Annotated in this window: 26 protein-coding genes; 13 read left to right on the top strand and 13 right to left on the bottom strand. The window is 53.7% G+C overall.

What is annotated here, in order from left to right:
* The first annotated feature begins 19 nt into the window (after positions 1-19).
* Positions 20-751 (top strand): peptidylprolyl isomerase, encoded by a 732-nt coding sequence (locus RHJ31_RS04120; protein ID WP_206200313.1) that lies wholly within the window; start codon positions 20-22, stop codon positions 749-751.
* On the opposite strand, the gene RHJ31_RS04125 is transcribed toward RHJ31_RS04120, so the two are convergent.
* Together RHJ31_RS04125 and RHJ31_RS04130 are read right to left on the bottom strand one after the other, a co-directional pair.
* A complete protein-coding gene (locus RHJ31_RS04125) occupies positions 711-1,247 on the bottom strand; it encodes a DUF2062 domain-containing protein (protein ID WP_302677468.1) in 537 nt (178 codons plus the stop codon). The genes RHJ31_RS04120 and RHJ31_RS04125 overlap by 41 nt on opposite strands.
* 78 nt (positions 1,248-1,325) lie before the next feature.
* On the bottom strand, positions 1,326-2,537 hold the full coding sequence (locus RHJ31_RS04130; RefSeq protein ID WP_310445737.1) for an MFS transporter: 1,212 nt from the start codon (positions 2,535-2,537) through the stop codon (positions 1,326-1,328).
* 309 nt (positions 2,538-2,846) lie between these two features.
* On the opposite strand from RHJ31_RS04130, the gene RHJ31_RS04135 reads away from it, so the two are divergent.
* Complete coding sequence (locus tag RHJ31_RS04135; protein WP_149819674.1) at positions 2,847-4,250, top strand: BCD family MFS transporter; 1,404 nt, start codon at positions 2,847-2,849, stop codon at positions 4,248-4,250.
* Between the two features lie 6 nt (positions 4,251-4,256).
* On the opposite strand, the gene RHJ31_RS04140 is transcribed toward RHJ31_RS04135, so the two are convergent.
* Both RHJ31_RS04140 and RHJ31_RS04145 read right to left on the bottom strand, forming a co-directional pair.
* The gene (locus RHJ31_RS04140) at positions 4,257-5,507 is read right to left on the bottom strand and encodes a hypothetical protein (RefSeq protein WP_302677470.1); all 1,251 of its coding nucleotides are present in this window, start codon (positions 5,505-5,507) and stop codon (positions 4,257-4,259) included.
* Between the two features lie 296 nt (positions 5,508-5,803).
* Positions 5,804-6,208: a hypothetical protein gene (locus RHJ31_RS04145; protein WP_302677471.1), complete on the bottom strand. Its 405-nt coding sequence runs from the start codon at positions 6,206-6,208 to the stop codon at positions 5,804-5,806.
* Positions 6,209-6,347: 139 nt separating this feature from the next.
* Here RHJ31_RS04145 and RHJ31_RS04150 point away from each other — a divergent pair, with 139 nt between their 5' ends.
* The 3 genes from RHJ31_RS04150 (at position 6,348) to cobA (ending at position 8,348) form a co-directional block, all read left to right on the top strand.
* A complete protein-coding gene (locus RHJ31_RS04150; RefSeq protein WP_302677472.1) occupies positions 6,348-6,788 on the top strand; it encodes a DUF29 domain-containing protein in 441 nt (146 codons plus the stop codon).
* A gap of 103 nt (positions 6,789-6,891) precedes the next feature.
* Entirely contained in the window at positions 6,892-7,533 is a 642-nt protein-coding gene (locus RHJ31_RS04155; RefSeq protein WP_302677473.1) for an L-threonylcarbamoyladenylate synthase, read from the top strand.
* Positions 7,534-7,586: 53 nt separating this feature from the next.
* Positions 7,587-8,348, top strand: a complete 762-nt coding sequence (cobA, locus tag RHJ31_RS04160) for a uroporphyrinogen-III C-methyltransferase (protein WP_302677474.1) — start codon at positions 7,587-7,589, stop codon at positions 8,346-8,348.
* Here the strand turns inward: cobA and RHJ31_RS04165 are convergent.
* Positions 8,328-10,208 carry a chloride channel protein gene (locus tag RHJ31_RS04165; protein WP_302677475.1) on the bottom strand — a complete coding sequence of 627 codons (1,881 nt, stop codon included), beginning with the start codon at positions 10,206-10,208 and terminating at the stop codon, positions 8,328-8,330. The two genes, cobA and RHJ31_RS04165, sit on opposite strands and share 21 nt — an antisense overlap.
* Positions 10,209-10,285: 77 nt before the next feature.
* Complete coding sequence (locus RHJ31_RS04170; protein ID WP_399375696.1) at positions 10,286-10,966, bottom strand: NnrU family protein; 681 nt, start codon at positions 10,964-10,966, stop codon at positions 10,286-10,288.
* A gap of 175 nt (positions 10,967-11,141) precedes the next feature.
* On the opposite strand from RHJ31_RS04170, the gene RHJ31_RS04175 reads away from it, so the two are divergent.
* Positions 11,142-12,209, top strand: coding sequence for an AI-2E family transporter (locus RHJ31_RS04175; protein ID WP_302677476.1), 1,068 nt, complete (start codon positions 11,142-11,144; stop codon positions 12,207-12,209).
* 114 nt (positions 12,210-12,323) lie between these two features.
* Here RHJ31_RS04175 and RHJ31_RS04180 read toward each other — a convergent pair whose 3' ends face one another.
* The 7 genes from RHJ31_RS04180 to accC form a co-directional block, all read right to left on the bottom strand.
* Complete coding sequence (locus tag RHJ31_RS04180) at positions 12,324-12,512, bottom strand: nucleotidyltransferase substrate binding protein (protein ID WP_302677477.1); 189 nt, start codon at positions 12,510-12,512, stop codon at positions 12,324-12,326.
* Between the two features lie 3 nt (positions 12,513-12,515).
* Entirely contained in the window at positions 12,516-13,178 is a 663-nt protein-coding gene (locus RHJ31_RS04185; RefSeq protein ID WP_302677478.1) for a Uma2 family endonuclease, read from the bottom strand.
* A gap of 15 nt (positions 13,179-13,193) precedes the next feature.
* Positions 13,194-13,874, bottom strand: coding sequence for a Uma2 family endonuclease (locus RHJ31_RS04190; protein ID WP_302677479.1), 681 nt, complete (start codon positions 13,872-13,874; stop codon positions 13,194-13,196).
* A 79-nt stretch (positions 13,875-13,953) separates the two neighbouring features.
* Positions 13,954-14,979, bottom strand: a complete 1,026-nt coding sequence (gene purM / locus RHJ31_RS04195) for a phosphoribosylformylglycinamidine cyclo-ligase (protein WP_302677480.1) — start codon at positions 14,977-14,979, stop codon at positions 13,954-13,956.
* Positions 14,979-15,473 (bottom strand): low molecular weight protein-tyrosine-phosphatase, encoded by a 495-nt coding sequence (locus RHJ31_RS04200; protein ID WP_206200300.1) that lies wholly within the window; start codon positions 15,471-15,473, stop codon positions 14,979-14,981. Before RHJ31_RS04200 ends, purM begins: the two co-directional genes overlap by 1 nt.
* Before the next feature lie 10 nt (positions 15,474-15,483).
* The gene (gene murG / locus RHJ31_RS04205; RefSeq protein WP_302677481.1) at positions 15,484-16,554 is read right to left on the bottom strand and encodes an undecaprenyldiphospho-muramoylpentapeptide beta-N-acetylglucosaminyltransferase; all 1,071 of its coding nucleotides are present in this window, start codon (positions 16,552-16,554) and stop codon (positions 15,484-15,486) included.
* Entirely contained in the window at positions 16,554-17,915 is a 1,362-nt protein-coding gene (gene accC, locus RHJ31_RS04210) for an acetyl-CoA carboxylase biotin carboxylase subunit (RefSeq protein ID WP_286625194.1), read from the bottom strand. The genes murG and accC overlap by 1 nt, the downstream gene beginning before the upstream one ends.
* Before the next feature lie 135 nt (positions 17,916-18,050).
* On the opposite strand from accC, the gene speA reads away from it, so the two are divergent.
* The 7 genes from speA to RHJ31_RS04245 all read left to right on the top strand — a co-directional run bounded on the left by speA (position 18,051) and on the right by RHJ31_RS04245 (position 24,982).
* Positions 18,051-19,985, top strand: a complete 1,935-nt coding sequence (gene speA / locus RHJ31_RS04215; RefSeq protein WP_399375680.1) for a biosynthetic arginine decarboxylase — start codon at positions 18,051-18,053, stop codon at positions 19,983-19,985.
* An 8-nt stretch (positions 19,986-19,993) separates the two neighbouring features.
* Positions 19,994-20,380, top strand: a complete 387-nt coding sequence (locus RHJ31_RS04220) for a hypothetical protein (protein ID WP_302677482.1) — start codon at positions 19,994-19,996, stop codon at positions 20,378-20,380.
* A 49-nt stretch (positions 20,381-20,429) separates the two neighbouring features.
* Complete coding sequence (locus RHJ31_RS04225; protein ID WP_302677483.1) at positions 20,430-21,548, top strand: S-layer homology domain-containing protein; 1,119 nt, start codon at positions 20,430-20,432, stop codon at positions 21,546-21,548.
* A gap of 60 nt (positions 21,549-21,608) precedes the next feature.
* Positions 21,609-22,433 carry a signal peptide peptidase SppA gene (gene sppA, locus RHJ31_RS04230; protein WP_302677484.1) on the top strand — a complete coding sequence of 275 codons (825 nt, stop codon included), beginning with the start codon at positions 21,609-21,611 and terminating at the stop codon, positions 22,431-22,433.
* Positions 22,434-22,463: 30 nt separating this feature from the next.
* On the top strand, positions 22,464-22,895 hold the full coding sequence (aroH, locus tag RHJ31_RS04235; RefSeq protein WP_149819637.1) for a chorismate mutase: 432 nt from the start codon (positions 22,464-22,466) through the stop codon (positions 22,893-22,895).
* Positions 22,896-22,897: 2 nt separating this feature from the next.
* Entirely contained in the window at positions 22,898-23,368 is a 471-nt protein-coding gene (locus RHJ31_RS04240; RefSeq protein WP_302677485.1) for a CBS domain-containing protein, read from the top strand.
* Positions 23,369-23,464: 96 nt separating this feature from the next.
* A complete protein-coding gene (locus RHJ31_RS04245) occupies positions 23,465-24,982 on the top strand; it encodes a CapA family protein (RefSeq protein ID WP_302677486.1) in 1,518 nt (505 codons plus the stop codon).
* Positions 24,983-25,388: the final 406 nt, after the last annotated feature.

The following is a 25,388-nucleotide window of genomic DNA, read 5'->3' on the forward strand; positions in this document are numbered from 1 at the left end:
AGCTTGGAGTGGCTGGTCAATGAAACCCCTGAAGTTCGGCACAAGATTGCCCCGATTTCTGCCACAGTTGGTGATGGTGCTCGGTGTGCTTCTGCTGGTGAGTTGCGCGTCACTCTCCTCAGTGGCTGACACCAGTTCAATTCCAGGAGCACAAAGCCCAACCCCTATGGCCAATTTACCTCGACTCAATGGCGATGCAACGGTTGTACTGACAGTCAACGATCGCCCAATTACGATTCAAGTGAAGGGGGATGCTGCCCCGATTACCGCTGGCAATTTTGTGGATTTAGTGCAGCGGGGGGTCTATGATGGCACGATTTTTCACCGTGTGGTTCGTGAACCCCGACCCTTTGTGGTTCAAGGCGGGGATCCCCAAAGCAAAGACCCCAGTGTGTCGCCGCAACTCTATGGCACGGGTTCATTCATTGACCCCGCGACCAATCGCCCCCGCTACATTCCCCTAGAAATTCTTGGTCAGGGCAGTGACACCCCCACCTATAGCCAAGCGGGCAAAGTCTCACCCGTTCTGAATCATACGCGCGGTGCGGTGGCCATGGCGCGATCGCAACTCCCCGATTCGGCCTCAGCCCAGTTTTATATTGCCCTTGATCAACTGGATTTTCTAGATGGCAATTATGCCGTCTTTGGCTATGTCACCGATGGTATGGACGTGGTGGACAGGATCCAACAGGGCGATCGCCTGCAATCCGCTAAGGTTGTGGCCGGTTTAGAAAATTTACAGCAGCCATAGCAGAACGCCGCCGAAAGCGTTGTCGCAGGGTGGGTAGCAGTCGCAAACACAGGGCGTAGGTGAGGAGTCCGGCAATCACGCCCACCCAAACACTGCCAAAAATCAGAATCGTTGCCATTTGCCCCCCCTGTTCGAGGAGCTTTTCCCAAGATTGCCACTCACCAAAAGATAGGGCAGGCTGCCCCATCAGCCACCAACCCACCTGAAAGTTAAACCAAAACAGGGGGACATAGGTGAAGGGGTTGCTCACCCAAGTGGCAAGGGCAGCTAAGGGCTTGTTGCCGCGCACAAGGAGGGCCACCGTGACGGCAATAAGTATTTGCCCCCCAAACAGGGGCAGCATGCCAGCAAAGACCCCTGCCCCAAGGCCACGGGCAATACTCTCAGTGCTACTGTGGGAGCGCATCAAGCGCAAATAGTGATAGCGGAGCGATCGTCGCCAAGCATGGAGCCAGCGGGGCTGTCGAGAAGGCTGAGGAAAAGACAACCGCATCATAGGTGAGCGTCGAGAGGGTTTAAAGGTTGAAAAAATGGGCGAATAAAGGTCTTTGCTTAGCAGTTTGACATATTTTGCTTAGAGAGTGCTAGGGGTCGCATCCTTGGGCTTGCCCAATCCCAGCGCCAAAAAGCCAAGGGCGATCGCCATCATCACACTGCTTTGCCAAGCGGGCGCCACCCCACCCCAGCGATCGAAGACCCACCCTGCCCATGCCGGTCCAGCAATCCCCGCCACACTTTGGAGTGATTGGCTAGCGCCAATAATTTTCCCCTGATCTTGATCTCGCACCCGATTGGAGATCACCCCTCGCAGCGAGGGCAACATGATTCCCACGCCAAAGGCCAAACCCACCACACACCCATAAAGCAAGGGCGTACTAAAGCCGCCCGCACTGGGCACCGCCGCAATCCCCAACAAGGCCAAGGCCACTAGGAGCAATCCCCCCAAGCTCAAGCGCTGCTCACCAAAGCGAGGAATCAATGAGCGAATCAAGCCCGCCTGCACAATCGTACTCACCACGCCAATAATCACAAAAATGATCCCCGCTTGGGCAGGTCCCCAACTCAATTGCCGCTTCAAGAAGAGGACGAAGATACTGGTAAAGCCAGCAAAGGCAAAGTTGAAAATAAAGAAGGCCATGAGTAAGGCTTGGAGGGTGCGTTGATTGAATAGCTCCAACCACTGTTGCTGCAAGGCAAAGCTCTTTAGGGTCAGGGGCGATCGCTGGGCTGCGGGCAATGACTCTGGCAAGATGAAATAGGCCAACACCACATTGACCAGTGCCAAAACAGCGGCAAACCAAATCGGCAACTTGAGATCAATGGCTGCTAGACTGCCGCCAATGGCCGGCCCAAAAATGAAGCCAATGCCAAAGGCTGCCCCCGTTAAACCAAAGTTCTTAGCCCGATCTGCTGGAGCAGAGGTGTCGGCAATATAGGCCTGAGCCGTTGAAACCACGCCCCCCGTGAGGCCATCAATAATCCGCGAGACAAAGAGCAGCCAAGGCACCGTTGCCACAGCAAAGAGAATGTAGGATAGGGCAGTACCGGCAATACAAATCAGCAACACCGGACGGCGTCCCCAGTGATCCGAGAGGGCACCCAAAAGGGGAGCAGCAATGAATTGGGCAGCAGCAAAGGCAGAAAATAACAGCGTCAAGCTCAACGCATCAAAGTTAAATCGCTCCACGAGGAAGGGCAAAATGGGGAAAATCAGACTCTCACCCAAACGGTCGATGACAATTGTGAGTAAAACAATGAATAATGGTGAGCGTAGGTTGATCCCCATTGATGTGATACGTCCTCAAGTGATGGATGCCTGCCCTGTACGGTTTTGACCCCCAGAAAAAGGCAGTACAATAAAAGACTACAACTTAACACAATACAGTCCTTTTCCCATCGATTGGACACAGCCCAAAACATCCTACTGATGAGGTGATGCCACCCATGTCTGCTTATACGGAATCTTTGAAGCGATCGCTCTTTTTGACACTGATTGCCCTAGTTGTATCATTGACGATTTCCTTCTTGATGGCAATCTAAATTTGCCCTGAAAATCATTTATCATCTTCTATCAGTGATGTGAGTTGAGTGAGGTATGGCCACTCGTTCTGCCGCTGCACCCCCGCCGCTGCCCCTGTGGGTCATGTTTCGCTTGGGTCTGTTTCAGATGGCACTGGGGATGATGTCGATTCTGGTGTTGGGGGTGCTCAACCGCATCCTGATTAAAGAACTGGCGGTGCCGGCCACATTGGTGACGCTGACGATCGCCATGCATCAATTTGTCTCACCGGTGCGCGTGTGGTTTGGCCAGCTCTCCGATGCCCATCCCATTGGCGGCTATCATCGCACGGGGTATGTCTGGGGTGGGGCTTTGGCCTTTACGTTGGTCACCTACGCGATTGTTCAAGTGATCTGGCAGGTGGGGCAGAGTTTAGATCAAGCGGGCTGGAGTCTCGTCACCCAAGGGTGGATTGGCCTATTGGGATTGCTCTTTGCCGCCTATGGCATTTGTGTCAGTAGTAGCTCGACCCCCTTTGCTGCCCTGCTCGTGGATGTCTCCGAAGAGGAAGATCGAGGCAAATTGGTGGGCATTGTCTGGTCCATGTTGACCGTGGGCATTGTTGTCGGTGCCATTCTCAGTAGTGTGCTGCTGCGGCAGTTGGAGCTAGACACCCCCATTGAACTGCTGCAACAAAGTGTGAATCGCCTCTTTTTGGTGGTTTTGACAGTGGTCTTTGCCCTCGCGATCGCCAGCACCTGGGGGGTTGAGGCCAAGTATTCCCGCTACCGTGTGCGCAGTCGTGCCTGTGACAACCCGGAAAACATTACCCTTGGTCGCGCCCTGAAAATTCTCACGGCCAACTCCCAAACGTGGCGCTTTTTTCTCTTCCTTGTCCTGATGACCCTGAGTTTATTTATTCAGGAACCGATTCTGGAACCCTTTGGCGGGGAAGTTTTTGGCATGACGATCGCCGAAACCACCCGCTTGAATGCCTACTGGGGCATGGGTACCCTTGTGGGTCTAAGTTTCACCGGATTTTTGATTGTGCCCCGCCTCGGCAAGATCCGCACCACCACCTATGGCTGTTGGGGGGTGGCCTTGATGTTCTTGCTCTTGATCATCTCAGGCGTCACGCAGCAGGTGTGGCTCTTTCAGTTGCAACTCTTTCTCTTTGGCATTGCCGCTGGGGTGACAACAACGGGTGCCCTCAGTCTCATGCTGGACTTAACGGCGGCGGAAACAGCGGGGACATTTATTGGCGCTTGGGGCTTAGCGCAGGCCATTGCCCGGGGATCAGCGACTGTTGTCGGCGGAACGGCCCTTGATATTGGGCGTCAACTGTTTGGCGTGCCGATCCTCGCCTATGGCTTTGTCTTTTGTCTGCCGATGCTGGGAATGCTGGCCGCTGTCTTGCTTTTGAAACGAGTGGATGTCAGTCAATTTCGCCAACAATCTCAGGTGGCGATCGCCAAGGTCTTGGCTGAGGACTTGGAATAGAGTCACCTACCAGCGGGCAAAGAAGGAAAAATCCAACTTACCAAAGTGGGTGACATGGGCGATATTAAAATGCTCTAGGCAATTCACCAGCCAGCGTACCTTGCCGCGACTAAAGGACTGATAGTGGTTAAACAGGATCGCAAAGCGTTTTTCAAGGTAGGGTTTTACTTTCTTGCTGAGGAGCACAACCTTGAGCAATAAGCCAATCGTTGCCGCTGTGCCGATGGTATTGAGCAAGTCAACAAAAACCAGATGGTTAGGATTTTGGGCGCTATCCACCACTAAGTAGTTGAGGGTTTGGCTACAGGTGCGCACAATCGTAAATTCATTCAGAGGTTGTGGCTGCTGAAAGAGGGGCAGCGTTTCCAAATACTGGTAAAAGCGCTGGCGAAAGCGGCCCCGCCCCACATCCGCTGTGGTGTCCGTCAAGTAGTGGAAGAAGGCATCCCGAAAGTCGCGGGTGGATTTCAAGCGTTGCAGCCGCTGTCCAAATTGACTGGCCAAGTCGCGATAGGTGTGGCGGCCATCCACCTTACCGACAAAGTGTTGAATCGAGGTTCTGACTTCCTCAGCAGAGAGCAACGTGGGATTTTTCACCAGTGGGATATTGTTATGCCCCTGAGCACGGCGAAACTCACTCGTGAGGTATTGACTCAGGTTCATTTCAAACTGCTGAGTGGCCTTTTGCTGAAAGTCTTGAATGTAGCGCAGGTCTTCGGGTGTCGTGTCATCGCCCACCAAGCAGTGGTTATAGAGATAGGGATAGCGGCGAATTAAGGTGGCAAGGGGGCGATCGCTATTTTGCTGAATCTGTGAAACGTCTTGGGCATCTTCTTGCAGAAATTGCACCATGCGCTGGAGCTTCTGAAAGGCTTCACTCTCTAAATAATCCTTGAGGAGCAGCCGCAGCTTACGCACAATCGGTGCCCGGCTCAGACCCCCCGCCGGCATCGCCACAGGCGTTTGCAGCATAGCCAGAAATTCAGGAACTGCCCCTTGGAGCAAAGGACGCGACTGCCAGCGGTTAATCAAAATGTGGCAGCAGCGGTTCATAAAGGGACGAAAATTATCTGCCAGCCGTGCCCCCGTCACAATCCGATCCATCACCTCTTGAATCTGGCGATCGGGATAGGTATAGCCCATGAGAAAAAGGGCACGAAACCGCTCAATGACTTGCTGTGGACTCTCGTGCTGCACGCATTCCAGCAAGTGTTCATAAATCAGTTGGTAGTCGTTTGTCTTTATCCAAGTATTCATAGGGGATAATGCGCTCCTAAGCCACGCCGCTACCGACCGTGCTGGAATTCAGGGGCACAATTGAGAGGGTCTAACATACCTGCATCATAGAAGGCAACATATCGTTAACTGGTGATCGAAAGCACGTTTTTCCCGTGATCCTAATCACAAGAATGACTTAGGTACCTTTGATCGCTGACTAGCGCAAACGCCCTACTACTTTTTGATGATAAACAACAAGACAATCAATTGACAACCGACGATAAAAATTGGTGCCAAGTTCTCTCCTCATAAAGAGTTTTTAGGCTTTGCGAGCATTAGCGCCCCTGATACCCCGAAAGCTGAGCTAGACCCTCTAGGGGATAGACCCCCTCATAGCGTTTACCGTTGATTTCCCATGTGGGATAGGCACGGATATTGGCCTGTTTGCACAGTTCAGGTTGGCCATTGGTACCGCGTGGATCGCACTCAATATAGTTGATACTTTTGAAAGCGCTGCCAAAGAGTTCTTTTTGCTTCATGCAAGCGGGACACCAGTAGGCACCGTACATCTTGGCATTGATTTTCTTGAGGTGGTTCGCCAGCCCTTGGGGGGAAATGGTCTGACTGGTTCCCTGCGCCATGACCATATCGGGAGATTGAAAGATGGACAAACGGGGCACAAGGGCGATCGCCAGCCCCACACCCAAGCCAAACAGGAGATAGCGCAAGGAGTTTTTCATTGAGAACCATCCACTAACCGAATCTAGTGTACTGTACTCCACATAGTGCTAGAGCTAAAGACCGCGAGTACCGTCTTGTAGTTCCGCTATTCTGAAAATTGCATCTAAGAATCATGCTGGCACGCCTTATCTAGGAACAATGAAGCAGCAGTACGACCAAGATTACAGTGCGTGGATTGCAGAAACAGTGGCATTATTGCGAGAAGGACGATGGCAAGAGTTGGATCTGCCCCATCTCATTGCTGAGGTAGAGGACTTGGGCAAAAGTGAACGGCGCGCCATCAATAGCCAGTTAACTCGTCTGCTGCTACACCTCTTAAAGTGGCAATATCAACCCCAGCGCCGATCCGATAGTTGGTTGGATTCGATCACGGATGCCCGCACTCAAATTGAGCTGACCATAGCTGATAGTCCGAGCTTGCGGGATTATCCGGCCAGCCAACTTGCCATAAGCTATGAACGCGCTCGCCGCCAAGCAGCAGAGCAAACGGGTTTACCGCTGAGCACCTTTCCTGAAACCTGCCCTTATCCCCTAGAGAGGGTTTTGACCCAGAGTTGGCTCCCCGAAACGGACACTTAGCTCAAAACACTAGATGAGGTGCATTAGATGAGGTGCATTCGCCCGTGCTATTGCCGTTAAACTAAAACTACGTTATAGCGGCAGTGCCCTTGCGGATCTTTGAATGGCAGCGATTTTTGAGCTTCATCCGGTTAACCCCCAGCCCCGCACGATCGCCCAAATTGTTGAGGCTCTCAAGGAAGGGGCAGTCATGCTCTACCCCACGGATACCGTCTATGCCATTGGCTGCGACATGAACCACAAAGGAGCGGTGCAACGGGTACGCCAACTCAAGCAACTCTCCAACGATAAACCCGTCACTTTTTTGTGCTCTTCCCTCTCCAACATTGCCCAGTATGCCTATGTCAGCGATGCTGCTTATCGCCTCATGCGTCGCCTGATCCCAGGCCCCTACACCTTTTTGCTCCCCGCTACCAAACTGGTGCCCCGCCTTGTCCAAAATCCCAAACGCAAAACCACAGGGATTCGCGTACCTGACCACGTTGTGAGCCAAGCGCTATTGACCGCCTTGGGGAATCCGATTATTTCCACCTCAGCACGACTGCCCGACGACGAGACGTATTACGTGAATACCGCAGATCTCTTCGATGCCTTTGACAAACGGGTGGATTTAATGATTGATACCGGCGAACCCCCCGGACAGCAAATGTCGAGTATCCTTGATCTCACTGTGGAGCCGCCGCTACTGGTACGCAAGGGACAAGGGTGGGAAGCGCTACCAGCAGAACTGGTGACTGTTGAGTGAGCCACTCCAGCTTTTCAGCAGATAGAAACTGTTATACAAGGTTTGATTTAAGAATGAGTTCATCGCAATTAATTGGCAAAGTATATTTAGTGGGTGCAGGCCCCGGCGATGTGGGGCTACTGACGGTGCGTGCCAAGACACTGCTGGAGTGCGCGGATGTGGTACTCTACGATGCACTGATTAGCCCCGAAATTCTTAACTTGATCAACCCCCAAGCGGAAAAAATTCATGTGGGCAAGCGGCGGGGCAACCATACCCTCTCCCAAGCGGAGATTTGTCGCCTGTTGATTGACTTGGCTCAGCGCCATGCGGTGATTGTGCGCCTCAAGGGGGGTGATCCCTTTGTCTTTGGCCGAGGGGGTGAAGAGTGTCTTGCCCTTGTCGAGGCTGGCATTACTGTCGAAGTGGTGCCGGGGGTCACCAGTGGGGTGGCTGCACCTGCCTATGCGCACATTCCCCTCACCCATCGGGATTTTAGTTCTTCGGTGGTTTTTGTCACGGGTCATGAAGCTGCTGGCCGCTATCAACCGCGCGTCAATTGGTCGGCTCTGGCTACGGCGGTGGATACGATTGTGATTTACATGGGACTCCATCATCTGGGGGAAATTGTGCCGCAACTCTTGGCGGGTGGGCGATCGCCCCAGACGCCCTTGGCCTTTATTGAATCAGGGACAACACCGCAACAACGGGTGGTGGTGACAACCCTAGAGCGAGCGATCGCCACCTATGACGAGGCACAGATTCAAACGCCTGCCTTGATTGTCATTGGCGAGGTCATTCACCTGCGCTCCCAGTTAATCGGAAGTCTCCACTAGGTCTGAAGAAACAGGTTCTAGGGACACCGACAGCATTGCCCGCTCCAAATAGGGCAAAAGCTTACGTCGCGTTTGATCCAGAGAATAGGCAAGGCGGATATTCTCTCTGGTGAGTAGGCCTAACACCCGTTGCGGGTTCTGGCGATCGACCACGGGCAACTGCCTTAAATCCCGCGCTGCCATGCGATCGAGGGCGTCCTTCAGGGGTTCATCCCCATAGGCCAGTAACAAGTCTCGCGTACAGACACTCCCCACCATTTGCGTTTGATAGGCGGTTGTTTCCTGATCCGCTTCCCAACGGGTCAGCACCCGATTAATATCCCCAAGGGTGACCAACCCCATCAAGTCCTGCTGACTATCGGTCACAAAGGCGCAGTAGGCTTTTTTTTCAATCAGTTGCAAGCCAGCTTCAACCACAGGCATTGCTTCGCTAAGAAACAGCACCTCCGATTGCATGGCTTCCGCCACAGAAAGATTGGGGGGACTTTCCTCCTGCTCCTCCTTCTGGGTCTGAGCGCTGGGTGCCAATGCGGGCAGTTCGCCCCGTTTTTGAACACTCAAACTATTCACTAGCCAGACACTCAAGCCCACCGCTGCCATCAGAGGCAAAATAATGCGATAGTCCCGCGTCATTTCAAAGAGTAGCAAAATGGCGGTTAAGGGGGCATTGACGCTAGCGGCAAGGACGGCGGCCATTCCCACCGTTGCGTAGGCGGCAGGAGCAGCAATACTGTTGGCAAACATGGGTAGCAGGATGGGCAACACTTTACCATAAGCGGCACCAAGGGACGCGCCCAAAAAGAGCGCCGGTGCAAAGATGCCCCCCACTAGACCACTGCCTAAACTCACTGCTGTTAAGACCATCTTGGTCAGTAGCAAGATCAACAGCAAGCCGAGGGAAAAATTCACATCCCTGAGAATTGCTTCCACCGTTTCATAGCCAATGCCCAGCACTTGCGGTAGATACAGAGCAACAAGGCCAACGCAGAGGCCACCCACTAGGGGACGCAGCGCTAGGGGAATACGACCTAAAAACTGCATGGGTGGAATTTTCCCCTGAAAGACTTGGGGGAGCCACTGAAGTAACTGGGTATAGACAATGGCAACGCCGTAGGCCAACAGTCCTAAGCCCAAATACAAGGGCAACTCAAGGGAACTGCGCACCTCATAGGTGGGCAAATCAAAGGCGGGTTGTGCCCCCAAGCCAATTTGGGTAATCAGGGCAGAAATCACAGCAGCCAAAAGCACCACACTCACAGCCGTTGTTTCAAACGTGGTGCCCAATACCACCTCTAGGGCAAAGAACACGCCAGCGATCGGGGCATTGAAGCCTGCTGCCAACCCTGCCGCCGCCCCTGCACCGAGGAGCAACTTTTGCCGTTCTCGGGAAACCTTCAGCGCTTGACCCAAGAGAATGCCGATGTTGGCACCCACTTCCACACTGGGGCCTTCTGGACCAAGGGACGCACCTGTACCAAGGGAAATCGCCGCCGCAAGGGTTTTGGCAATGGGGCGAATGAAGGGAATTTCCTTGCCTGCTTCTACGGCACCCATCAATGACATCAGGTTGGGACTAAACTCTTGGACAAACCAGCGGATGATCCCCACCAGCAAGCCCCCCAAGGCCGGAACACAGGCCAGTGTCCAAGCGCCCCATCGACCAATAAGCCCCATCAAGTCTTCAAGGGTCATGTGATGAATTGTCTCAATCAGGTAACGAAACAGCAGCACACTTAGCCCGGCACTGCCGCCAATGAGTACTGCCAAGACCAGTACGACGGTTTCCGGGGGCGGTTGCAATTGATTGAAAAGACGAGTGAGGCGAGATTCAGCAGCAAAAAGGGGGGAGAGGGAGGACACTGGTGGAAAAAATTTGCCTGAAACGGGATAGCTCTAACTTAATTATGCGCAATTATGCGCAATTTCCACGGGAGACGCTAAAAGGGCAAGAGTTGCGGTGTCACACGGTAAAAGTAGGGATGCAGCCACCACAGCAAGGCGACAAAGATGGCTACTCCCCCATAGGCGGGGCGCAAAAATTCTTGCCACACCAGTTGTTGCTTGCCCTGCCAAATGGCTTTGAAGGGAATGATTGAGGTGCGGGCTTTCAGGGCAGTAAACGCTTCTCCATGCCGTGCGTACCAGCGGCGATCGCCATGCCAAACTCCAAAGCAGTGATGGGCAATCAGCCCAAGGGAGGTCAGCAGTGTAAAGGACGTGCCCAACCACAGCGTATGCGCCACACACCAGATCACCTGTCCCCATAACTGCGGGTGGCGGGTAATGCGAATAATGCCCGTTTCGTAGAGGTGCACTTCTGGCTTTTGTACAGCGGCAATCTCTAGCAAGTTAAATGTGGCCGGATAAAGAAAGAGAAACGAGATCGCCGATAGCCCCCACACGAGCGCCCCCATCCCCGGTACCCCTTGGAGTTGCCACAGTTGCACGCCGTCGTAGCGATGGGTCAAAAAGTAGAGAATCAAGGTTGTCGCTAAGGGCAGACTCACTAGGGCAAAAAAAATGCGATAAAGGCGGGCACCGACGCGCTTTTCTGCCCAAGGACGTAAGCTTGCCAATCCACTGTGGGCGATCGCAAACAAGAGCAATAACCCCACCATGATCCACTGCGAACTGGTTTGCCAACTGTGCTGATCCACGCCGATCTACTCCGTACGATTAAAACCCCATCCCATGATCCCAAAGGGTCAGACGCTTTGTAAAGTAATGTAACTGAGCCGCAAAACGCAGCCTATGAGCTATAGTCAAGGCGTTGAGGGCATCTGACATCAATCTATGTTCAATTGGCTCGATCGCCTCGAAAACCGCCGTCTACTGCGCCTGCTGCTGCTCTTTGCTCTTGGCTGGATTGGCGTGCAACTTTTGCACTACTTTGCCTACGTCTTACTGATGTTTCTTTTTGCAGCCATTCTGGCGTTTTTACTCAACTATCCCGTGGGCTGGCTCAAGCGTTACTTGCCCCATGGTTTGGCGGTTACCATTGTGTTTCTCGGGACATTGGCAATTCTAATCGGCTTGGGGATTACCCTTGGGTTGGCGATCATTGGCCAGTTGCAGGACTTGATCACCAATTTGCCCAGCCAAATTGATCTGTGGATTGACTCCCTTGAGAGGATGCAGCAGTTTCTGGCGCGATGGAATCTAGACATCAATTTCCAGCAACTGGAGTCAGAATTACGCAACTTTGCCCTTGCGGGTCTGCAGTTTGGTTTTGGCAAGTTGCAGTCTGTCTTTGCGCTGTTGCTCAGCGGCATTATTCTGGCTGTGATTACCTTCTTTATGCTGCTGGAGGGGGAACGGCTATGGCAGTACCTACTGAGTTTTTTGCCCGACCCGTGGCGCGATCGCGTGCCCCAAGCCTTAGAGCGGAACTTTTTGGGCTTCTTTAGTGGCCGTTTGCTTCTCTCTCTCTTCTTTGGTACCGCCACATTCCTTGTCTTGCTGGTGTTACGTGCCCCCTATGCCCTTGCCCTTGGGGCGATCGCCGGTGGCTTGGATCTCATTCCAGGGATTGGCTCAACGATGGGCATTTCCCTCATCTGCTTGATCCTGCTGCCCAAGAGTATTGCCCTGAGTGTACAAGTGCTGATTAGCTGTATTCTGCTGCAACAGGTGGAAGAAAATATTCTCATGCCCCGTGTCATGCGCAACACCGTCAACCTGAATCCAGTGGTTTTATTTTTTTCCCTCCTAGTAGGGGCAACAGTCGCAGGAATTGTCGGTATTTTCCTTGCCATTCCGATGACGGGGACGATCGTCAGTTTGCTAGATCTCAAAGCCTTGCAGGCAAGCAGTGAGGCTGCTCCGAAATCCTCGCAGGGCAAACGCATACTCAGGCAGTAGCAAGGAGATGAGCGAGATAGTCATCGTCCCATCCTGCTCTCAAACGTTTTGCCTTGACGCTGACCTTCACAAAGGTGTCCTGACGCATTCACAGTTATTGTGCTGGATGATATCTCATTCTTTGTTGGAATAGCTATAGTCCCTGAGCAGGTTCCACGCCAGTTCAAACGTGTACTCAAATCCTTGAATCACTCCCTGCTTTTCTATATTGCTCAAGGGGCGAGTACGGCACAGTTCCACCCCTTCCTGAAGCCTCTGAAACGCTTTTTTATAACTCTTGAGTCGCCACTGCCAGCGTTCCATGATCTATCCTTCACTGAGGGGGTGATCACTTCTTGTTGACAACCCCTGTTGCAATGTGAGCATCACCTTTTTCATATCCCCTTGTAAAAGGGCAGGCACGTTCAGCCAGAGGCCGGCAAATTCCTGACTACGCAGCACTCCCTCGCGATCGGGCTGTTGTTGAACGTAGCTCCCCTGCTCTAGGTAGTACCAGTAGAAGGCCTGTTCTGAGACCACCCACACCAGATATTCCTTGACGCCAAAGCGGCAATAGAGGTCTTTCTTGTCGTGGAGATCGTAGGCGGCACTGCTAGAGGCAATTTCAATCACTAACTCTGGTGCCCCTTCGATATAGTCATCGGCACTAATGCGTGATTGTCCCCCCGCCGATTCTTCGAGGCGCAATAGCACATCAGGTTGCACTTCATTGCTGTCATCCAGCCGTACAGTAGCATTGTCACACATCATCAAACTGGGCATCAGTGTCGCATAGGTACCCAGCCACACAACCATGTGTCCGTGAGGTTGAGCGTGCTTTCTTACTCTAATTGGGGAGGCCACAAACACGACTCCATTGATGAGTTCCGCTTTTTTGATGTGGGGAGAGTGCTCATAGCGGTATTCAAATTCCTCGCGGGTCAGGCGATCGCCACTTTCAAGGGGGATGCTATTAACTAATTGAGTCATTCCGTAGCCTCAACGCTAAATTGATTGTGATTGCCGCTTTAAGGCTTCAGCAAACCGTTGGCATTCAGGGGAAGCTAGCCCCTGTTGTAATGTGATCATTACGCTTTTCATATTCCCTTGTAAAAGGGCAGGCAAATTCAACCAGAGACCGGTAAACTCTTGACTGCGAAGCACTCCCTCGCGATCGGGCTGTTGCTGAACGTAGCTCCCCTGCTCGCGGTGATACCAGTAGAAGGCCTGTTCTGAGACCACCCACACCAGATATTCCTTGACGCCAAAACGGCAATAGAGGTCTTTCTTGTCGTGGAGATCGTAGGCAGCACTGCTAGAGGCAATTTCAATCACTAACTCCGGTGCCCCTTCGATGTAGTCATCAGCACTAATGCGCGACTGACCCCCCGCCGATGCCTCAAGGCGCAATAGCACATCGGGTTGGACTTCATTTTGGTTATCAAGCCGGACTGTGGCGTTATCGCAAACCATGAAGCCGCTAAATTCAATGCTGTAGTGAAAGAGCCAGCCAAGAATGTTGCTATGGGGCTGGGCGTGGTTTCTAACCCGAATTGGTGAGGCCACAAACACGACTCCATTGATCAGTTCAGCCTTCTTAATGTGGGGAGAGCGGCCATAGCGGTCTTCAAATTCCTCGCGGGTTAGGCGATCGCCACTTTCAAGGGTGAGGAGAGGAGCCGTCATTTTTCGCAACCGTCCGTGATAGCAGCCAGCACCTTTATTCTAGGCGTCAGCGAAATGGTGAATGGTACATGCGCATCAACTAAGCAGCAGGTAATCCCAGTACCTCACTGGTGCCCGCAACAACGGTGCCAATTGGCCAACTCTCAACCCCCCACTCGGCAAAGCAGGCCTGCGCCGCTGCAACCGCTGACGGCGGTAAAACCACGGTGTACCCAATCCCCATATTGAAAGTGTTGAAAAGTTCGCCCAAACTGACCCCTCCCATTTCCCCTAGCCAGTGGAAGAGTGGCGGAATCGGCCAAGCCTGAGGATCCAGTTGTGCGGATTGCCCTTGACCCAAGCAGCGGGGCAAATTTTCCGGCAGACCACCGCCGGTGATGTGAGCCATGCCGTGGATGGGAATCCCTTGCGCCAAAGCAGCACGAATGGGTTGGACATAGAGGCGCGTCGGTTCTAAGCACAGCTCGCCAAGGGGGGTGGAGCCAAGGGGGGTATCCTGCCAACTGAGCTGGCGATCGCTAACAATTTTACGCACCAAACTAAAGCCATTGCTGTGCAGCCCAGAACTGGCCAATCCCAAGACCACATCCCCCACCTGCACCTGGGTGCCATCCAGCACCTGATCCTGCTCAACGACACCAACACAGAACCCCGCAAGGTCATAGACCCCTTCGGCATAGAATCCCGGCATTTCCGCTGTCTCCCCCCCCAAGAGGGCACAACCCGCCGCTTCACACCCTTGGGCAATACCCGCCACTACAGCGGTCATCATCTCTGGCGCCAGACGACCACAGGCAATGTAGTCCAAGAAAAAGAGCGGCTCAGCACCACAGGTGAGGACATCATTGACGCACATGGCCACCAGATCAATGCCAACCGTATCGTGGCGATCGAGGGCTTGAGCCAGTTTTAGCTTCGTGCCCACTCCATCAGTTCCCGACACCAAAAGGGGTTGACGATAGCCCTTGGGAATTTGACATAGCCCAGCAAAGCCTCCCAGTCGTCCCACTACTTCCGGTCGTTGGGTGCGCTGCACCAAGGGGCGAATCTGCTCGAGAAAGGCACGGCCAGCGGCCACATCTACACCGGCACTGCGGTAGTCCATCAATGCTGCTCCTGTAGTTGGGGGTAGTGAGCCTTGAGATACTCTAGGAGGCCTTCACAGGCATCGGTGAGCAGATCCAACACCTTCTCAAACCCCTGACGGCCACCGTAGTAGGGGTCGGGCACTTCCCTCGCGTCGTGGTGACGGCAAAAATCACACATTAACCGCACTTTATCGCGGTATTTCCCTTCGGGGTCAAGGCGCAAGATATCATAGTAGTTTTCCCGATCCATCGCCAAAATCAGATCAAATTCCTCAAAGTCGGCGGCATGAAATTGGCGTGCTCGATGGGTCAAGTGCAGTCCCCGTTGCCGTGCCGTCATTACCATGCGGGCATCCGGTGGATCGCCAACGTGAAAGTTGCTGGTGCCGGCAGAGTCACACTGAATCTCATACTCTAAACCTGCCTTTTTGATCAGATCTTGCATGATCCCTTCGGCAGCAGGGGAGCGACAGATATTACCAAGACAAACAAAAAGAAGACGGATGGGCATAGGACATTTCCTAGGGGGCGGGAATCAACGTACGGATGAGATCAGCGACCTGCTGACTGCTGTTGGGCATGGCCAATTGGCGGGCATTCTCGGCCATGGCTTGTAATTTTTGCGGCTGCCCTAGCCATTCTAAAATGATCTGCCCGAGGCGATCGCCCGTCAATGCCGACTGCGGGATCATTTCAGCAGCGCCGGCACTCACCAGCACTTCAGCATTCACCGTTTGGTGATCTTCAGCCGCATAGGGATAGGGAATCAACAGCGCTGGGGTTCCTGTGAGGGTTAGTTCCGCCAAGGCACTGGCGCCAGCTCGACTAATGACGATATCCGCGCGGTGCAGCAGGGGTCCCATGGGTTCAAAGAAGGGAAAGACGAGATAGTGGGGATGCTGAACACTTTGGGCATCGGGATCATTGTTGCCCGTGAGATGCACCACCCAAGCCCCCGCCTCGAGCCAGCGGTGAACCGTTTCCCGTACAAGGCGATTGATGGCCACTGCTCCTTGACTCCCCCCCATCACTAGAATCAGGGGTACCTCCTTGGGAATCGGCAACTCCAAGTCGCCGGGATGGAGAATATCGGGACGCACCGGGGTGCCCGTGACCCGTAGGTTCAGCCGTTTGGATTTGAGGTAGGCTAAACTCGCGGGAGTACCCAAGGCAACCAGCGTACACCAAGGCGCCAGCCAGCGGGTGACTTTGCCCGGTAGGGCGTTGGATTCATGGAGCAGGGCGACACGCCCCAAACTGCGAGCTGCTAAAATAGCTGGCGCTGCAATGTAGCCACCGGTGGTAAACACCCCTTGGAAGTGTCCCTGTTTTAACAACTGGCGCGTTTGCCAAAAAGCTCCCCAAAATTGCCAGAGGGGGCGCAGCCTTGCCCAAGGGGTCTTGCCTTGGACACCAGCGAAGTTGATCGTATGCAGGGGGTAATGGGGCGGAATTAATTTCTGTTCAAGGCGATCGCGCACCCCCAACCAATGGATGTCATATTCAGGTAACTCTTCTGCTACTGCTAGTGCGGGAAAGAGATGCCCGCCGGTACCACTCGCTGCAATCAGTAGTTTCCTTTGCCCAAGCATTAAACATTCCAGCCCAATGTGGTCATGAGCTTATCGACAAAGTTGGTATAGACAATACCGCTGCGAAACTCTGGTGTGTCCATCACCTGCTGATGAAAGGGAATGGTGGTCGGCACCCCCATAATCGCACATTCTCTTAGGGCACGCTTCATGCGGGCAATGGCAGCGGGGCGATCGCTCCCCCACACCACCAATTTACCGATCAGCGAATCATAGTAGGGGGGGATTTCATAGTCGGTATAAACATGGGAGTCCATGCGCACCCCAGGGCCACCGGGGGGCAAGTAACCGCTAATACGACCGGGATGGGGACGGAAATTGCGCTCCGGATCCTCGGCATTGATGCGGCACTCGATCGCGTGTCCGCGCAACTCAACCTGCTCTTGGGTCAAGCTGAGGGGTTCCCCTTGGGCAATGCGAATTTGCTCCGCAATCAGATCCAGCCCCGTAATCATTTCTGTGACGGTGTGCTCCACCTGAATGCGAGTATTCATTTCCATAAAGTAAAAGTTGTCTTGGCCGTCGAGGAGAAATTCAATGGTGCCGGCACCGACGTAGTTAATGGCTTTGGCAGCAGTGACAGCAGCAGCTCCCATCTTGGCACGCAGTTCCGGGGTGAGGGCAGGGCTAGGCGCTTCCTCAAGGAGCTTTTGATGACGCCGCTGTACAGAGCAATCGCGCTCCCCAAGGTGAATGACATTGCCATAGCTATCCGCCAGAATCTGGAACTCAATGTGGCGGGGATTTTCAATAAATCGCTCCAGATAGACGCCGGCATTGCCAAAGGCGGCTTCCGCTTCCCCTTGGGCGGCACTGAGGGCCCGTCCTAAATCTTCAGCAGAGCGCACCAAGCGCATCCCCCGGCCACCCCCCCCAGCCGTGGCTTTAATCATCAGGGGATAGCCAATTTTGCGGGCGATCGCCCGAGCAGTTTCCTCATCCTGCACCAGTCCATCACTGCCGGGAATTGTCGGCACCCCCACCTGTTGCATCGTCGCTTTGGCGGTGGATTTATCCCCCATAGCACGCATGGCAGCGGGACTCGGCCCAATAAAGGTAATTTTGTGGTCGGCGCAGATCTCGGCAAAGCGGGCATTTTCCGCCAAAAAGCCATAGCCTGGGTGAATCGCCGAGACATGGCGGGTGAGGGCAGCAGCAATAATGTTGGGAATATTGAGATAGCTGCGGCTACTGGGGGCTTCGCCAATGCACACCGCCTCATCGGCCAATTGCACATGCAGGGCATGGCGATCTACGGTGGAGTAGACGGCAACCGTTGCAATGCCCAATTCCTCACAGGTACGCAGAATCCGCAGTGCAATTTCGCCACGATTGGCAATCAAAATTTTCGTAAAGGCCATGGCGGTCAACGGTAGGGGAAGCGATCCCTAATGCTACCATGCCAGCCGAACGCTTCCGAAAAGGCGACGGCAATTGCATTGGTGCCACTGGCAAAAACAAGTTAGGATCAGCAGGGTTTTATTTGGGAGCGCACTATGGCTGCTGTGTCACCCACGATGGCCTTGACCGTTACGAAAACCAGTAATTGGACAATTGAGGACAGCGAGCAGCTCTACCGCATTCAGGGCTGGGGCGAACCCTACTTTGGGATTAATGCTGCGGGTCATGTCACCGTCTCTCCCAAGGGCGATCGCGGTGGGTCATTGGATCTCTATGAATTGGTGCAGGCGCTCCAACAGCGCAACATTGGCCTCCCCCTGCTACTGCGGTTTTCCGATATCCTTGAGGATCGCATTGAGCGACTGAATGCCTGCTTTGCCCGCGCCATTGCCCGCTATGGCTATCAGGGAGCCTACAAGGGGGTCTTTCCCGTTAAGTGCAATCAACAACGCCACATCATTGAAGCCCTCGTGCGCTTTGGCCAGTCCCATCAGTTTGGCCTAGAGGCAGGATCAAAACCGGAATTGCTGATTGCCTTGGCCATGCTCAATACACCGGGGGCACTGCTAATCTGCAATGGCTATAAGGATCGCGGCTACATTGAAACGGCTATTCTGGCGCGTCGCCTTGGCCACACCCCGATCATTGTCCTTGAGCAGCCCGAAGAAGTCGCGGAAGTGATTGCTGTCAGTCAGGCTTTGGGCATTGAACCCATTGTGGGGGTACGGGCAAAACTGAGCACCCAGGGGGTAGGGCGTTGGGGCACTTCTGCGGGCGATCGCGCCAAGTTTGGTCTGACGGTGCCAGAGATTTTAACGGCAGTCGAACAACTGCGAGAAGCAGGAATGCTCAATTCCCTGCAACTGTTGCACTTTCACATTGGCTCGCAAATTTCTGCCATTAGCGTCATTAAGGATGCGATTCGTGAGGCGGGGCAAATTTATGGCGAGCTGGTGCGCCTCGGTGCCAATATGCAATACCTCGATGTGGGCGGCGGCTTGGGGGTGGACTACGACGGCTCCAAAACCAATTTCCATGCCTCGAAAAACTACAGCATGCAAAACTACGCCAGTGATGTCGTGGCCGGCATTAAGGACGCCTGTCGGCAGCGGGGCATTCCCGATCCCATTCTCATCAGTGAGAGTGGCCGCGCCATTGCCTCCCATCAATCGGTATTGATTTTCAATGTCTTGGGGGTCAGTGAAGTGCCCAAAATTACCCCCGAACCGGCCACGGAGGACGAGCACCTGATTATCCGCAACCTCTACGACACCTACCAAACGATTGATGAGAACAACTACCAAGAGGCCTATAACGACGCCCTGCAATTCAAGGGGGAGGCCATCAGTCTCTTTAACTTTGGCTACTTGAGTTTGCCAGAGCGGGCACGGGCAGAAAGTCTCTTTTGGGCCTGTTGTGCCAAAATCCTCGGCATTGCTCGCCAGCAGGAATATGTGCCCGACGATCTCGAAGATCTTGAGAAAATCATGGCTTCGATTTACTACATCAATCTGTCGGTGTTTCAGTCGGTGCCTGATAGCTGGGCGATCGATCAACTGTTTCCAATCATGCCAATCCACCGCCTCGATGAAGAACCCACAGAACGGGGCATCCTTGCAGATCTGACCTGCGACAGCGACGGCAAAATTGACCAATTTATTGACCTGCGGGATGTGAAATCGGTCTTGGAACTGCATCCCTTTCGCCTAGGGGAACCCTACTACCTTGGTCTCTTTCTCAACGGTGCCTATCAGGAAATTATGGGCAATCTCCACAATCTTTTTGGGGATACGAATGCCGTCCATATCCGTCTAACTCCCAAGGGTTATGAAATTGAGCACCTGGTGCGGGGCGATACAATGCAAGAAGTCCTCGGTTATGTGCAGTACCAAGGGGATGCCCTGTTAGAAAAAATTCGCCGTCGCACTGAGGCAGCGCTGGCAGAACAGCAAATTACATTGGCAGAAGCGCAGCACCTGCTAGAAAACTATGAGCGGAGTTTGCGCAGCTACACGTATCTATCCTCTTAGGGAAAGCGATGCTGGGAACATTTCAGTCAAGCCATTTGCGCATTGAGGTGCCGGCCACCGCAGACCAACTGCGGCAGTACTTGACGCAGCCAGCACAGTTACGGCAGTGGTTGTGGCCCCTACAGGTTCAGACGACGGGCGATCGCCTGCAAGTGGGGGATACCTTCACCAGTGAATTCCTGTGGTTAAAACTGGAACATCGCGTGGAACTACTCACAGCAGAGCGACTGGTATTGGTGCTGCGGCAGGCCATTGAGGGCTGGCAAGAATGGTCGTGGGGAGAGGGCTGGGTACAGTCCTGTATTGAGGGGGTAACACCGCTGCCTCTAGAGTTGGGGCAGACTTTCCTCCTATGGCGGTTGAAATCAGTGCTGAGTGAAACGGTAGCAAGCTGAGGGTCGAAGAACGTTGAAGCGATCGCGCCAATTGGGATGGATCTTATTCTTGAGTGCCCTGCTTCTCAGCAGTTGTGAGGGCAGTGGGCTACAAAGTTGGTTTGCTGCTGACCCCAATGCTGATCAATGGGCAGGGAAGGCACCCACGCCAGAACCGACGACAACGCTACCAGAGAATTTACGGTTTCCTAATGCGATGCTTGTAGCCAATCAGCCCCAAGCGGGGTCACCCCAGACGACGGAAACCCGCTGGCAAGCACCCGCGCCGGCGATCGCCATCCAGCAATTCTATAGCCAACAATTTCAACAGTCGGGCTGGCAACTGGTGGAGCAACAGGTAGCCGACAATACGATCACCCTCAAGGGGCGCAGTGCTGAACTGGAAGTGAGCGTCACCATCAACACGGTGCCAGAAAATAACCTGACAACCTTCACCGTGGCCTACACAGCCGTCAATAGCACCACGGCCACACCGTCTCCCCAGCCCACCCATTCCTCCCCCCAAACGTTCGCTGATCTAGAGGACGCCCCTGCCCCCCTACAGCCGGCCATTCGTGACTTGGCAGAACTGGGGGTTCTCAGCACCACGGGCGATCGCCTGCAACCCAATACCCCCATCAGTCGTGCTCAGTTTGTGCGTTGGTTGGTGACCACCTACAACCGCTTTTATGCCGATCGCCCCGCACGCCAAATCCGCTTGGGCAGCCGCAACGACACACCCATTTTCCAAGATGTGCCCCGTGATCATCCCGACTTTCCCTATATTCAGGGACTGGCGATGGCAGGATTTTTGCCCAGCCCCCTCACCGGCGATACTAGTACCCTCTTTCGCCCCAATGCTCCCCTTACTCGCGAAACGCTGTTGCAGTGGAAAGTGCCCCTTGATCAACAGGGGCGGCTCAGTCCCAGCACGATTGACCGCATTCAGCAAACATGGGGCTTCAAGGACAGTCAACGGATTGCTCCCCCCGCCATCAATGCCGTGGCCGCTGACTATCTCGCGGGGGATCTCTCAAACATTCGCCGCGTTTGGGGAGAAACCCTCTTGCTCCAGCCCCAAAAACCCGTCACCCGCGCCGAAGCCGCAGCAGCCCTGTGGTATATCGGCAACGGGACCGAGGGACTCTCAGCAGCGATGGTGAAGCAAGCACCGCCCTCTGCCTCCTAGAACCTTGCTAGATTAGAAATCCGAGTCAATTGTTACGATTTGCGGAACTGATTGCTGCCTATGCCTTGGCCCTTATCCCGTGGTTACCATCGTCAAATTGCCCGCCTCGAAATTACGGGGGCGATCGCTGGGGGTACTCGCCGTCGTGTCCTCAAAGCCCTGAAAACCATTGAAGAACGGGGCTATCCGGCACTACTGGTGCGCATTGACAGTCCCGGCGGAACCGTGGGGGATTCCCAAGAAATCTATGCGGCTCTCAAGCGTTTGCAGTCGAAAATGAAAATCGTTGCCAGTTTTGGCAATATCTCTGCCTCTGGCGGGGTCTATATCGGTATGGGGGCACAGCACATCATGGCCAACCCTGGCACCATTACGGGCAGTATTGGCGTCATCCTGCGGGGCAACAATTTGCAACGGCTCCTCGACAAGGTGGGGGTCTCATTCAAGGTGATCAAGTCTGGCCCCTACAAGGACATTCTTGCTTTCGATCGCGACCTTACCGAGGAAGAAATCCACATTCTCCAAGACCTCATTGACACCAGCTATCACCAATTTGTCCAAACCGTGGCCGAAGGCCGTAACCTCGATGTGGAAACGGTACGCAGTTTTGCCGATGGCCGTGTCTTTACCGGTGAACAGGCCCTTGCTCTCGGACTGGTGGATCGCTTGGGAACCGAGGAGGATGCCCGTCGCTGGCTGGCGGAATTGGCAGGACTTGACCCCGACAAAACCAAGGTGCAAACCATCGAAGAACCCAAGTCGCCCTTGGCTCGGCTGTTTCCGCGTCAGCAGGAACGATTCCCCTTTCCGTGGCAAGCGGGTCTCGACTGGTTGGAATTTGAAATGGCCACCAATGGACTTCCCCTATGGCTCTATCGCCCCTAAGCTGGATACAGTACCCTTGCGGATATCTTGATGGAGGAGCACACTGTGGGCTGGCGCGTCCGAGCAATTCGTGGAGCAACTACCGCCACTGAAAATTCAATTCCAGCAATCCGTGAGGCGGTTTTGGAACTCCTCGGCGAGATTGAGCGGCGCAATGCCCTCGATTTCTCGGAAGTGATTAGTGTGACCTTCTCTGTGACCCGTGACCTCGATCAAATCTTTCCGGCAGCGATCGCCCGTGAATGTCCCCATTGGCGCAACATTCCTCTCCTCGATGTTCAACAAATGCATGTGGAGGGAGGCTTACCCCGCTGTATCCGCTGCTTGATTTACTTCAACACCCCCAACCCCGATCAACCGATTTACCATGCCTACCTGCGCCATGCCCAGAGCCTCCGTCCCGATCTGGCAATGCACGGCGACTACCATCCCCTCCATCTGTCCTCTCATTCCCTAGGTTAACTATGACCGCTCTTGTCCGTGACTACATGACCCCCAACCCCTTTACCATTCGTGCCGATGCCCCGATTTCTGAGGCAATTCGCCTGATGGAAGAAAAACAGGTGCGCGGCCTCCCCGTGGTGGATGATAAGGGCAAATTGGTGGGCTTGGTGTCTGAAGCTGACCTGATCGTGCGCGAAGCGCCTCTTGAGCCACCGTTGTACATTACGTTCCTCGGCAGCATCATTTACTTTGAGTCTCCAGAATCCTTTCATCAACACCTCAAGAAAACCCTTGGCCAACAGGTGCAGGATGTGATGACCCCTAACCCCCACACCATTGGGGTGGATGCCCCCATTGCCGAAGCGGCTCGCCTCATGGTGAATCACCACATTAGTCGCCTGCCGGTCTTGAATGCCCAAGGAGAATTGGTCGGCATTATTAGCCGTCATGATCTGTTGCGCGCCCTGCATACCCAAGAAACTTCTGCGTGACGTTTGTCAAATTGGCCTGACACTAACTTTCAAGATTGGTGACTTCCCATAGAATAACCACAGGTTCGCTCGCGATCGCCTGAGGGTTCTTTGATCATGACCGCTTCCCTTGATTTGATTTGGCAGCAGGCACGGCAGGGTCAAGCAGAGGCCATTGCCCATTTGATGAACCGTGCCCTTCAAGCCAAGGGAGTGCGTGCCCTCGTTCGGCGACGGGGTGACTGTTTACAAATTATGTTTGAAGCGGCGCGATCGCTCCCTCCCCAAGTCTGCGTTCAGTTTGTTTGCCGAGGCCTCAAGCAATTGGCGCCCCAAGGCGTTCTACGTGTACGGCTCCATGCTCGGCTCCTTGGCGAAGAATGGCCAGAATGGACACAGACTGTTGACTTACAGGAGACCTTACCAGCGGCGCCGTCTGTCCAGGCAAGCTCAAATCCAACAACACCTGCCACCACGCCATCCCATCAAGCGGTCAGTGCTTTTGCCCTCAGTTTACTGGCGATCGCGGGCACGAGTGCCGTTGCCCTTACCCTGCAAAATCAACTCAGTGTCGATGCCCCGCCGAGTGCGGAACCCAGTCCAGCCATTACAACCCCTGAACCCGACGTTCCCCTTGTGCCCCCCCCACCCGCCCCGAGCGATCGCCGGCTGCGGATTAAGGCCGTTGGCGATATTGTCCTTGGCACCAATTTTCCGAGTAACCGCTTGCCTGCGGATCCACAAAAGCTCTTTGCCCAAGTGAAACCCTATCTTCAGGGGGCAGATCTCCTCTTTGGCAATTATGAAAGTACCCTCACCGATCATCCCCATCCCTTCAAAAACACCAGTAGTGGTCGCAGTTTTGCCTTTCGCTCACCCCCCAGTTATGCACAGGTGTTGCGCCAAGCTGGTTTCAATGTCCTCAACATTGCCAACAACCACAGCTACGACTTTCATGAGCAGGGATTTCGCGATACGATTCGCCACATCAACGCGTCTGGCATGACCGCCATTGGTGATCTCAATCAAATTACCTACCTCGAAGTCAATGGCCTGAAAACCGCATTTATTGGCTTTGCCACCTACTACGGCCAAAATCGCATTCAAGACCTCAAGGCCGGTGCCGCTCTTGTACAGAAGGCCAAGCAAAACGGTGATATTGTGGTTGTTAGTTTCCATGGTGGCGCCGAAGGCAGCGATCAAATTCACACCCGCGATCGCACTGAGTACTTTTATGGCGAAGACCGCGGCAATGTGGTTCAGTTTGCCCGCACCATGATTGATAACGGTGCCGATTTAATCTTAGGTCATGGCCCCCATGTCCCCCGTGCCCTTGAATTGTACAAAGGCCGCCTCATTGCCTATTCCCTAGGGAACTTTGTCGGCTATCAGACCCTGAGCAGTCACGGCACCCTTGGCAAGTCCTTAATCCTAGATGTTGAACTCGACGGTTCTGGCCGCTTCCTTCAAGGTAAAGTCATTCCTGTACGCCTCGATGCCAAGGGGATTCCCCACATTGATCAAAACTTTGCCAGTGTGCAACTGATTCGCCGTTTAACCCAAGCCGACTTTCCCAACACTCCCTTGCAGATTGAACGCCTCGGTGAAATTGTCAGCACCGATTCCCAATCCTAGTCTTCCTCTGGTCGATGAGACAACTGTTGGTGCTCAATTTTGACCGGTAGAAACTTAGGAATTTGTGTAATAAGGGATTCGGCTATGGCATCGTTACACCCTTGATAAAGAGGCACTCTGCGAGGAGGCCCCGGCACATTAAGAGTGAAGTAAATCTTGAAATGATTCTGTTCCCAAGAACGGCCATGCCTGCCTTGTATCACTTCGACATATTTTTGGACAATCATTGCCTCTATATCGGGAAAATCATATTCTCTGCGAAATTTGGTTTTCGGACTCTCCCATATAATCTTTCTTGTAGATCGATCAATGATTAATGTTTCCTTATATTTCAACGACTCTGACATACGAGGATAGTAGAATCGCTGATAAGAGACTGCTAAGAAGTTAACCGTCAAAGGAAAAG

This window comes from Thermosynechococcus sp. JY1331 (genome assembly GCF_031583475.1).
Lineage (GTDB): Bacteria > Cyanobacteriota > Cyanobacteriia > Thermosynechococcales > Thermosynechococcaceae > Thermosynechococcus.

What these genes read in the sequence shown, in the direction of transcription:
- RHJ31_RS04120 (WP_206200313.1), top strand. Translation starts at nt 20, where the DNA reads ATGAAACCCCTGAAGTTCGGCACAAGATTGCCCCGATTTCTGCCACAG.
- RHJ31_RS04125 (WP_302677468.1), bottom strand. Translation starts at nt 1,247, where the DNA reads ATGATGCGGTTGTCTTTTCCTCAGCCTTCTCGACAGCCCCGCTGGCTC.
- RHJ31_RS04130 (WP_310445737.1), bottom strand. Translation starts at nt 2,537, where the DNA reads ATGGGGATCAACCTACGCTCACCATTATTCATTGTTTTACTCACAATT.
- RHJ31_RS04135 (WP_149819674.1), top strand. Translation starts at nt 2,847, where the DNA reads ATGGCCACTCGTTCTGCCGCTGCACCCCCGCCGCTGCCCCTGTGGGTC.
- RHJ31_RS04140 (WP_302677470.1), bottom strand. Translation starts at nt 5,507, where the DNA reads ATGAATACTTGGATAAAGACAAACGACTACCAACTGATTTATGAACAC.
- RHJ31_RS04145 (WP_302677471.1), bottom strand. Translation starts at nt 6,208, where the DNA reads ATGAAAAACTCCTTGCGCTATCTCCTGTTTGGCTTGGGTGTGGGGCTG.
- RHJ31_RS04150 (WP_302677472.1), top strand. Translation starts at nt 6,348, where the DNA reads ATGAAGCAGCAGTACGACCAAGATTACAGTGCGTGGATTGCAGAAACA.
- RHJ31_RS04155 (WP_302677473.1), top strand. Translation starts at nt 6,892, where the DNA reads ATGGCAGCGATTTTTGAGCTTCATCCGGTTAACCCCCAGCCCCGCACG.
- cobA (WP_302677474.1), top strand. Translation starts at nt 7,587, where the DNA reads ATGAGTTCATCGCAATTAATTGGCAAAGTATATTTAGTGGGTGCAGGC.
- RHJ31_RS04170 (WP_399375696.1), bottom strand. Translation starts at nt 10,966, where the DNA reads ATGGTGGGGTTATTGCTCTTGTTTGCGATCGCCCACAGTGGATTGGCA.
- RHJ31_RS04175 (WP_302677476.1), top strand. Translation starts at nt 11,142, where the DNA reads ATGTTCAATTGGCTCGATCGCCTCGAAAACCGCCGTCTACTGCGCCTG.
- RHJ31_RS04180 (WP_302677477.1), bottom strand. Translation starts at nt 12,512, where the DNA reads ATGGAACGCTGGCAGTGGCGACTCAAGAGTTATAAAAAAGCGTTTCAG.
- RHJ31_RS04185 (WP_302677478.1), bottom strand. Translation starts at nt 13,178, where the DNA reads ATGACTCAATTAGTTAATAGCATCCCCCTTGAAAGTGGCGATCGCCTG.
- RHJ31_RS04190 (WP_302677479.1), bottom strand. Translation starts at nt 13,874, where the DNA reads ATGACGGCTCCTCTCCTCACCCTTGAAAGTGGCGATCGCCTAACCCGC.
- purM (WP_302677480.1), bottom strand. Translation starts at nt 14,979, where the DNA reads ATGGACTACCGCAGTGCCGGTGTAGATGTGGCCGCTGGCCGTGCCTTT.
- RHJ31_RS04200 (WP_206200300.1), bottom strand. Translation starts at nt 15,473, where the DNA reads ATGCCCATCCGTCTTCTTTTTGTTTGTCTTGGTAATATCTGTCGCTCC.
- murG (WP_302677481.1), bottom strand. Translation starts at nt 16,554, where the DNA reads ATGCTTGGGCAAAGGAAACTACTGATTGCAGCGAGTGGTACCGGCGGG.
- accC (WP_286625194.1), bottom strand. Translation starts at nt 17,915, where the DNA reads ATGGCCTTTACGAAAATTTTGATTGCCAATCGTGGCGAAATTGCACTG.
- speA (WP_399375680.1), top strand. Translation starts at nt 18,051, where the DNA reads ATGGCTGCTGTGTCACCCACGATGGCCTTGACCGTTACGAAAACCAGT.
- RHJ31_RS04220 (WP_302677482.1), top strand. Translation starts at nt 19,994, where the DNA reads ATGCTGGGAACATTTCAGTCAAGCCATTTGCGCATTGAGGTGCCGGCC.
- sppA (WP_302677484.1), top strand. Translation starts at nt 21,609, where the DNA reads ATGCCTTGGCCCTTATCCCGTGGTTACCATCGTCAAATTGCCCGCCTC.
- aroH (WP_149819637.1), top strand. Translation starts at nt 22,464, where the DNA reads ATGGAGGAGCACACTGTGGGCTGGCGCGTCCGAGCAATTCGTGGAGCA.
- RHJ31_RS04240 (WP_302677485.1), top strand. Translation starts at nt 22,898, where the DNA reads ATGACCGCTCTTGTCCGTGACTACATGACCCCCAACCCCTTTACCATT.
- RHJ31_RS04245 (WP_302677486.1), top strand. Translation starts at nt 23,465, where the DNA reads ATGACCGCTTCCCTTGATTTGATTTGGCAGCAGGCACGGCAGGGTCAA.